A 9,397-nucleotide genomic window follows, 5' to 3' on the forward strand; every position below is an offset into this window, starting at 1 on the left:
AGTCAACATGGTGATCGTATTGAGACACAGTTTGTTTTAATTAAGACTACCGGAGCGTGGAGCTATTTGAAAAGCTATTTAAACAATTGTAAACATTATAAAATAAATATTATCACACGATGGCATACCTCTTGCTGTTGATGCTATTACATCTGATTCTTTCAAAATCTCACCAGGTAATTTTTAAACGGACAACCTGAAAATGGCAGTTTTCAAAAACAGAGAGACCATGGAGATGGTGTACGAAGAAATCTGGGATCAGCTGATCCGCGAAACGGACATAGGCTTAAGAATGAAGAAAGCCGGCATTAACATCCTCTTCAGGTTTACCGATCCCGACATGGTGATGTACATCGATGAGAAAGGCGCTCTCTTTGGAGAAACGGCTGAAGCACAACGACCGGTCATTATGGAAAGCTTGAGCGGTGATACCGCCCACCGGTTCTGGCTGAACAAAATCGATATGACCAGGGCCCTGGCATCCCATCAGATTAAGGCCAAAGGCTCGGCCGTGAAAATGCTGCAGCTGTTGCCGCTGTTAAAGCCGGTAAAGGATATCTATCCGGTGTATTGCCGAAAATACAATCTACCCGTGGACTGACAGACGATTATTTTTTGTTAATCAATTGTTAAGGCCTCAAAACCGCTGGTGACAAATGGATGAGAAAAGCAGAAAATCCGCCAATACTTTCGAAAGCATCGCTAAATGGAGTGCTATTGGGGTGGTCCTGGCCATGGTTGCCTACCACGTAATCATCGTCTGGAAACCGTTGTTCGGATCCCAGATCAACCAGAACAACCACCTGGGTTTTTGTCTGGTACTGCTTTTTTTGCACTGGGCCATCATGGATACGCGCAAATGGTTGAAAATCATCTATCTGATATGCATCCCCTTAAGCTTGGGGCTGTTGACGTTCATGGCCATGGAAAACATGCGCCTGATGATGGAGGTAGGGTTTCCTGAAAACAAGGATATCGTTGTTGGTGTGCTGCTGATCATCCTGGTTTTGGCCGGCACCTGGAAGACCTTCGGTCCCATCTTCCCGGTCATGGTCATGGTGGCGCTGGCCTACACCTTCTGGGGCCATCTCATCCCCGGGGTGCTCAACCACCCCAAATTCGAGTTCGGCTACGTGGTGTCGAATTTGAGCACCGGATTTCAGGGCATCTACGGCATGCTCCTGGATGCCTCGGTCAACCTTTTATTTTTGCTGATCATCTTCGGGTCCATATTTGAAGCCACCGGTGTCACCGCCTTTTTTATGGAGTTGGGAAAATGGCTGGGCCGCAATCTGATCGGCGGAGCCGGGCAAACCGCCGTGTTTTCCTCTTCCTTCGTGGGAATGGTCAACGGTGCGGCAGCGGCCAATGTCGCCATCACCGGCGCCTATACGATACCGGTCATGAAAAAAGCCGGCTTCCGCAGCGAAACCGCGGCAGCCATCGAGGCCATGGCCTCCACCGGTGGGCAGCTGACCCCGCCGATCATGGGTATTGCCGTGTTTATCATGGCCAGTTTTATCGGGGTCAGCTACGGCGAGCTGATGTTCAAAGCGGTGCTGCCGGCGGTGTTCTATTATGCCCTGGCGGTTTTCGGGGTGATCATCATAGCCGCCCGCGAGAAAATACCCATGGGCACCGAGCAGATGGACAAACGCATCTTCCTGGCGGGTCTGCCGGTTTTTGTCGTTCCCATGGGCGTGTTGACCGCCATGCTGGTTTTGCACTTTTCCATCGGTTATTCGGCCCTTTTCGGAATCATTACCATTTTAGCCATATCCATGCTGCGCAGGATCACGCGGCCCGCCCTCAAGGTGCTGATACGCAACCTCGTGACCGGAGCGATCATGGCGGCCTCCATCGGCATCGCCTGCGGCTGCATCGGGATTTTCATCAAAAGCCTGACCCTGTCCGGTGCCATGACCAAACTGGCCCTGTTGGTCGGTGATATCAGCGGGGGACACCTTTTGCCGACCCTTTTTCTCACCATGATCCTGTCGATCGTGCTCAGCTCGTCCATGCCGACGGTCATCGCCTATATCGTGGTGGCTTTTGTGTCCGCACCGATACTAAAGGATTTGGGATTGCCTCAGCAGACGGCTCACTTTTTTGTGTTCTATTTTGCCATCCTGGCGGCGGTCACCCCGCCGATTGCCGGGGCGGCCATGGTCGGCTCCCAGATTGCCGGTTCCAGATACATGAAGGTGTCTTGGGAGAGTTTCAAGCTCGTGGGCCCGTTTTTTATCCTGCCCTATTTTACCATTAACAATCCCATCGTGTTTATGGAGTACCAGCAGCCCGTGCAGGCGATTGCCGTGCTGATCACCATGGTCATTGCACTGGGCGCCATGATGTGCCTGTTTCAGGGATATTGCTTCAGGTCCACCGGCAGGGCGGAAAAACTTTTTTTGATCACGGCAGCAGGTTGCGCGGTGCTGTTCGGGTTGTATCATCATCCAGCGCTGTTTGCCGGCGCTGCCTTGTCCGCAGCTGCTTTTCTGGCTTTTCAGCGGCGAAAGATCAGTGGAAAAATTTTAAATGCGAAACCTGCATGAAACCCAATGAGAGAGGAGAAAAAAATGAAGCGAAAACCAATTTTGGCTGTAATCCTGATCACTGCAATGGTTCTGGCGGTGCAATGGAATGCCGTTGGTGCTGAAACCAAAAAACCGGTGGATGTGACCATTTTGACCACACCGTTCGGTACGCCCATGTATAATATCGGGGCTGCCATGGAGCAGGTATTTAAAAAAACCGGTTCCTGGGTGCGTATCAAACACCAGGAAACACCCGGGGCCATGTATATGCTCAAATACTACAAAACCAACCAGCACAAAATGATATCCGGTGAAATGCCCTGGGCCATTACCGTAGGGGGTGCCTTGTCCATGGACTTCGTGGCCGAGGGCCGGCCGCCGCTGGATAAACTGGCCATTCCTAACTATCGTGCCATCATGGACGGTCCCGCTGCCATCGCCTTCTATGGCACCTTTGACCCGGAGATCAAGAGCCTGAAGGATATGGCCGGCAAGAAAATGGGGACGGTCGAACCGCCGCGTTTGTTTGCCGGAACGCTTGTCGAAGGGCCGCTATTCGATCATCTGGGTATCAACGATAAAATCGATTGGCAGCGCATCGGAACCACGGCGTCAAAAGACGGCATGCTCAATGGTTCCATCGATGCCATGCGGCTGCTGTTTATCGGCAAGCTTAAGGTGGCGGAAGACGGCAGCCTTTATATCCCGCAGATGTTTCCCTCTCCTGCGGCCATGGAGCTGATCGGGTCGGGAAAGACGTTTCATTTTCTGCCCATCGAACGTGAGTGGACCACCGCAGGTTTTGACTATTCCAGGGATGTCTATGTCTTGCCCTGCAGGATTAAAAAAGGTTCTTTTAAAACCGTTGACAAAGAATTCTGGGCCCAGGTCAGTCCATTGACCATCACCAGCATCGCCGAACTGCCCGATGACATTGTCGAGGAAATCATCCGGGTGGCCCATCAACACCATGCGGCATTCGGCAAAATCCACGCCATGCTGGGGTTTATGCCCGAAAACCCCTATCCTGTGGGCGCGCCGCAGCATCTGGTGCATCCCGGTGTGGTCAAAGCCATGAAAAAGTTGAACCTGCCCGTGCCCAAATTGAGGTAAAGGAGGAGCAAGATGAGCGGTTCCGAGCAATTCAAAGGCAAGATCGGACGCACCATAAAAGATTCGACGCCCTGGTGGCCTGCACCCAGGCGTCCGAAAGCGGGTAGTCCGAATGTGGTGGTCATCCTGCTGGACGATACCGGGTTCGGCCATTTCGGCTGCTATGGATCCACGATTGAGACGCCTAATTTCGACCGTCTGGCCGCGGGCGGGCTGCGCTACAACAACTTCCACACCACGGCGCTGTGCTCTCCCACAAGGGCCAGCCTGTTGACCGGGCGCAATCATCACACCGTGGGCATGCGCGCCCTGTCCAATTTTGACACCGGTTATCCCCACATGCGCGGTTGCATCTCACCGCATGCAGCCACCATCGCCGAAATTCTGCGTGAAGAGGGCTATGCCACCTTAGCTGTCGGCAAATGGCATCTGGCGCCCATGGAGGAAGCCTCAACCGCCGGACCGTTCGACAACTGGCCCTTGCAGCGCGGGTTCGACCGTTTTTACGGTTTTTTGCAGGGGGAAACCGATCAGTTTCATCCTGAGTTGACCTATGACAATCACCCGGTTGATCCGCCCTGCGGACCGGAAGAGGGCTACCACCTCAGTGAAGACCTTGTCGATCAGTCCATGGCCTTTATCCGCGATTCAACGTCCATTCGGCCGGATCGGCCCTTTTTTCTGTACCTGGCTTTCGGAGCCACCCATTCGCCGCATCAGGCCCCCCGGGAATTCATCGAAAAATATCGCGGCCGTTTTGATGAGGGCTGGGATGTCGTCCGTGAAAAATGGTACCGCAGGCAGATCGAAATGGGGGTCATTCCTGAAGATACGGAGCTGGCACCGCGCAATCCAGGGGTGCGTCCCTGGGATGCGCTTTCGGAAAACGAGAAGAAGTTTGCCCTGCGGCTCCAGGAAGCGTTTGCCGCCATGCTGGATCACACCGACCAGCAGGTTGGGCGGCTGATCGATTTTCTCGAAGAGATGCAACAAATCGACAACACCTTGATAGTACTGCTCTCGGATAACGGTGCCAGCCAGGAAGGCGGCCCCACCGGTGTGATGGACGAGTTCAGGTATTTCAATGGGGTGCCTGAAGACGTTGATGCCGTCCAGGATCGGCTGGATGAAATCGGCGGACCCCACAGCCATTCCAACATCCCCTGGGGTTGGGCCCAGACTGGAAATTCACCCCTCAAGTGGTACAAGCAAAACACCCACGGCGGCGGTGTCCGCGACCCCCTGATCATGCATTGGCCCGCACGCATTAAGGGCCACGGGGGGGTTCGCGGCCAATTCCACCATGTTTCGGACATCGTACCGACCATCCTGGAGATGTTGGATGTCGACCCGCCCGACACCTACCGCGGGTGTGAGCAGATGCCCATGACCGGGACATCCATGGCCTATAGCTTTGATGAGGCCAACGAGCCTACCCGCAAGCAGGTCCAATATTTCGAGATGTTCGGACACCGCGGTATCTGGGCCGACGGCTGGAAGGCCGTCACCTACCACCGGCCGGACACGCCCTTTAGTGACGATGAGTGGGAGCTTTACCATCTGACCGAAGATTTTTCCGAAAGCCGCAACCTGGCCGCCGAACATCCCGATAAACTGCGCGAAATGATCGACCTGTGGTGGGTTGAAGCCGGACGGCAGGGTGTGCTGCCCTTGGACGACCGTCGTTTTTTATTTCAATCCATGCGCCGTCCTGGCACACCGCATGAAAAGCGGCACTATACCTACTATCCTCCGCTCTCGCATGTGCCCTCGGATGTGGCGCCCACCCTGGGCAGCCGCACCTGGACCATGCGCGTCGAGGTTGATCGGCCGGATGCCTCCGTCCAGGGTGTCATCGCGGCCCAGGGGACCCAAAACGGCGGATACAGCTGGTATATCAAGGATAACAAAATGGTGTTCGACTACAATATTTTCACCGAACACCATGTGGTCCGTTCTGATACAGAGGTCCCCATCGGTCGGATCCCGCTTGAAATACGCTTCGTGCGCGATGGAGATACCGGAAAGATCACCCTGGTGATGGAAGGACAGGAATGCGGTACCATCCAGGTGCCTTATGTGATGCGCATGATCAGTTCCACGGGCCTCGATATCGGCAAAGACAGCCTGTCGCCGGTAACAAACGACTATGCGGCCCCATTTGCATTTGGCGGGAGAATCCGCAGGCTCGATGTCGTCCTGCACCGCTACCGCAGCCCCAAGGAAAAGCAGGAGGATGAAGACGTCAGGATGCGCACCGAAATGGCCAAACAATAGGCGGGCGGATGTCTGCTGTCTTCTACGAACCCAATAGGGAGGATGAGCATGGGAACCAAGCAAAACAGCAATGATTCAACATGGGAGGCCCACAAATCCATGTTTCGCCCAAGGGGCGTGCACATGGGGATGATGCAGTGCGATGCGGAATTGTGCACCCAGTGCGGGCTTTGTATCGAGAACTGCCCCTTCAGGGCCTGGGAAGCGGACGAAAGCAACATTCCCAGGTTGAGGCCGGGCTATGCCTGCTTCAGCTGCTACAACTGTATGGTGGCCTGTCCCACAGGGGCCATCTCGATTGTCACGCCCTACCAGGTGGACAAGGGGAGCTTTTATGAAACCCTGGGCGGCCCCCTGGAACCTAAAGAGCCCCTGGATCCCCTGGATGCCGAGGGCCAACCGGATGCGTGGACGACCGTGGAGAAGACCATTTTCGAAAGGCGCAGCGTGCGCAATTTCAAATCCAAGCCGGTTCCCGAGCATCTCGTGCGCAGGGTTCTGGAAGCCGGACGGTTCGCCCCCAGCAGCGGCAACTGCCAGCCCTGGAAATTCATCGTGATCACCGACCGGGAGTTGATCCAGCAGATCAACACGGTCTGTCTTCCGGTTTTCCAGATGCTGTACACCACCTACACCGACGACGATGCGGTCAAAAACCTGATCCCGCTTTATCTTCAGGATCCCCGGCCGGGGTCTTTCGACCCGCGGATCGTACTGGGCGGGATCGGCTCCATTGCCAAACAGGAAGCCCCCATGGTTCCGGATGCGCCGGTGCTGATTCTGGTGGTTTGTGACAAGCGCTCCATCGGCGGCCCCGATATCCAGGCCGGCATCTGCGGGCAGAACATGAACCTCGCCGCGCATTCGCTCGGTTTGGGGTTTTGCTGGATCGGTTTCACGCGGGTCATCGACAAAATCCCCGAGCTGAAGCAGCAGCTGGGAATCGAAGAACCCTGGGCAATCGCCACCAGCGCCGTCATCGGATATCCCAAGTTCAAGCAGAAAGGTATGGTTCCCCGGGAAAAGCGGCCGGTCACCTGGTTCCGTCCGGGACAGGCAGCGCCGGTCGTAGAACCGTAACCCATAACCGCAAAACGCAGGGACAAACCATGACACAGCAACCGCAATTCAGCTATATCAGCGAATTAATCGATCATCACGCCAGAGTGTTGGGCGACAACCCCTACCTTCTGTTCGAGGACCGCAGCATCGGATTTCACGAATACGCCGACTGGACGTGCAGGGCGGCCAACGGTCTCAGGGATCAGGGGGGGCGACCCGGCGACGGGATGGCCATTCTCATGGCCAACTGCCCCGAATACCTCTATCTGTTCTACGGCTTGCCGCGCAGCGGATTTTACACCGTGCCGATCAATGTTTCGCTCAAAGGTGACGGATTGGCGTATATCCTGAACCACTCGGATGTCAGATTCCTGGCAATCGACGATGTGCTGTACGACAAGTTGTCAGCCATTCAGGACCCCGTTGAACGGATTGAAAAGGTTTTCGTTCGCCGAACCACCGACCGTTCCCTGCCGTCAGGGACAACCGACCTTGAGGAGTTGCTGGCGGCATCCCCGGAAACACCGGCCCATACGGTCGATCCTGAGGCGATATCCCACCTGATGTACACCTCCGGCACGACCGGCTTTCCCAAAGGGGTGGTCAATCGTGCCGGAACCGGCCGCATTGAACGATTCATGGCCTTGGCCGAAATGATCTACCAACCGGATGATGTTCTTTATACCGCCTTGCCCCTGTTTCATGCCAACGCCCTGAGTTTGACAGCCGGTTTTGCCATGTGCCGGGGCGTGCCCATGGCCCTGGAGAAGCGTTTTTCCGCATCCGGTTTCTGGGATTCCATAAGGCGCCATGGCGGTACATCGTTCAACGCCCTGGGCGCCATGATCCCCATCCTGATGAAACAACCGGAAAAACCCGACGACGCCGACAACCCGGTGCGGCTGGTGGTGACGTCGGCCTGCCCGGCCAACCTCTGGCGCCCCTTTGAAAACCGTTTTGATGTAAAGATATGGGAAGTCTTCGGGGCGGTCGATGGCGGCGGCGCCCTCATATTCAATTTCGGGGACGCCCCGGTCGGATCGGTGGGCAAGATGGTCAGCGGGCACCCCTGGAAACTGGTAGACGATCAAGGCCGGGAAGTATTCCCTGGCCAGACCGGAGAATTGATAACCCAGGTCAACGACGAATCATCCAAAGGGGTAGAGTACTATAAGAACCCGGAAGCGTCGCAGAAAAAGGTACGCGACGGATGGGTGTTTCACGGAGATCTGTTTTACGCCGACCAAGACGGGAACCTTTTTTTTGTGGATCGCAAAAACGACTGCATGCGCAGAAGGGGTGAGAACATATCCTCTTTCGAGGTGGAGAACATCATCGAACGGCACCCCCAGGTAAGCGCCTGCGCCGCCTTTGGCGTGCCCTCGGACCTGGGTGAAGACGAGGTGATGGTGTGGGTCAAACCCGCCGACGACGTCGCACTGGACCTGGAAAGCCTGATGCAGCACTGTGTTGACAATATGGCCTATTTCATGGTTCCGCGCTATGTCGACGTTGTTGACGACATGCCCAGAACAGGCACGCTGCGGGTTCAAAAAGCCCGCATGAAGCAAAGGGGGGTCACCGATCGAACATGGGACCGGGAAAAAGAGATGCCGGATTTCAAGCTCAAGTGAGGAAGGAACAATGAACAACGACATTTACATCATCGGCGTGGGTATGATCAAGTTCGACAAGTATCTGGAGAAAAGCGTCAAAGATCTCACCGGGGAAGCCCTGCGCGAGGTCGTCAGAGACGCGGATATTCCCATGGACCACATCGAAGCCGCCTGGTTTTCAAACTGCACCTGGGGCATGTACGCGTTTCAACATTTTATTCGCGGGCAGGTGGCGCTTTCGCCCCACGGTCTTGACAGGGTTTCCATTATCAATGTTGAAAATGCATGTGCCAGCGGAAGCACTGCGCTGCATGCTGCCTGGACGGCCATTAAGGCCGGTCTGTATGACTGTACGCTGGCGATCGGCGTGGAAAAGCTCTACGACGAAGACCACGCAAAGGTAATGAAAGGGTTTATGGCCGGCACCGACGTGGAGGAAACCACGCGCCTGATCGAAAAAATCAAGCGTGAGCAAAAACAAGACGTCCCGAAAAACAATGCAGGCAAAAGCAAACCCGGCAAACATTCGGTGTTCATGGATTTCTACGCCCGCGGAGCGCGCATGCACATGGAGCAGTATGGCACCACCCAGCGCCAGCTGGCCGTCATCGCCGCCAAGGCCCACAACAACTCCACGCTGAATCCCCTGGCACAGTACACTTTCCCCATGACGGTGGATCAGGTCATGGCGGACAGGGAGGTGGCCTTCCCCCTGACCCGGGCCATGTGTGCGCCCGTCGGCGACGGGGCGGCGGCAGCCATCCTTTGCAGTGAGCGATATATGAAGGAGCA

At 55.5% G+C, this 9,397-nt stretch carries 7 protein-coding genes; all 7 read left to right on the forward strand.

What is annotated here, in order from left to right; all coding sequences use genetic code 11:
- Positions 1–202: 202 nt before the first annotated feature.
- A complete protein-coding gene (locus LJE94_01155) occupies positions 203–601 on the forward strand; it encodes a hypothetical protein (protein MCG6908713.1) in 399 nt (132 codons plus the stop codon).
- Positions 602–656: 55 nt separating this feature from the next.
- Entirely contained in the window at positions 657–2,555 is a 1,899-nt protein-coding gene (locus LJE94_01160) for a TRAP transporter fused permease subunit (GenBank protein ID MCG6908714.1), read from the forward strand.
- A gap of 24 nt (positions 2,556–2,579) precedes the next feature.
- The gene (locus LJE94_01165) at positions 2,580–3,650 is read left to right on the forward strand and encodes a hypothetical protein (GenBank protein ID MCG6908715.1); all 1,071 of its coding nucleotides are present in this window, start codon (positions 2,580–2,582) and stop codon (positions 3,648–3,650) included.
- A 12-nt stretch (positions 3,651–3,662) separates the two neighbouring features.
- Positions 3,663–5,927 (forward strand): arylsulfatase, encoded by a 2,265-nt coding sequence (locus LJE94_01170; protein ID MCG6908716.1) that lies wholly within the window; start codon positions 3,663–3,665, stop codon positions 5,925–5,927.
- A 48-nt stretch (positions 5,928–5,975) separates the two neighbouring features.
- Positions 5,976–7,007, forward strand: a complete 1,032-nt coding sequence (locus LJE94_01175) for a nitroreductase family protein (protein ID MCG6908717.1) — start codon at positions 5,976–5,978, stop codon at positions 7,005–7,007.
- 29 nt (positions 7,008–7,036) lie between these two features.
- Positions 7,037–8,623 (forward strand): AMP-binding protein, encoded by a 1,587-nt coding sequence (locus LJE94_01180; GenBank protein MCG6908718.1) that lies wholly within the window; start codon positions 7,037–7,039, stop codon positions 8,621–8,623.
- A 10-nt stretch (positions 8,624–8,633) separates the two neighbouring features.
- Positions 8,634–9,397, forward strand: a 764-nt coding sequence (locus tag LJE94_01185; protein MCG6908719.1) for a thiolase family protein, incomplete at its 3' end; no start/stop codon positions are given.

The sequence above is a fragment of the Deltaproteobacteria bacterium genome (assembly GCA_022340465.1).
Classification (GTDB): Bacteria; Desulfobacterota; Desulfobacteria; order Desulfobacterales; family B30-G6; genus JAJDNW01.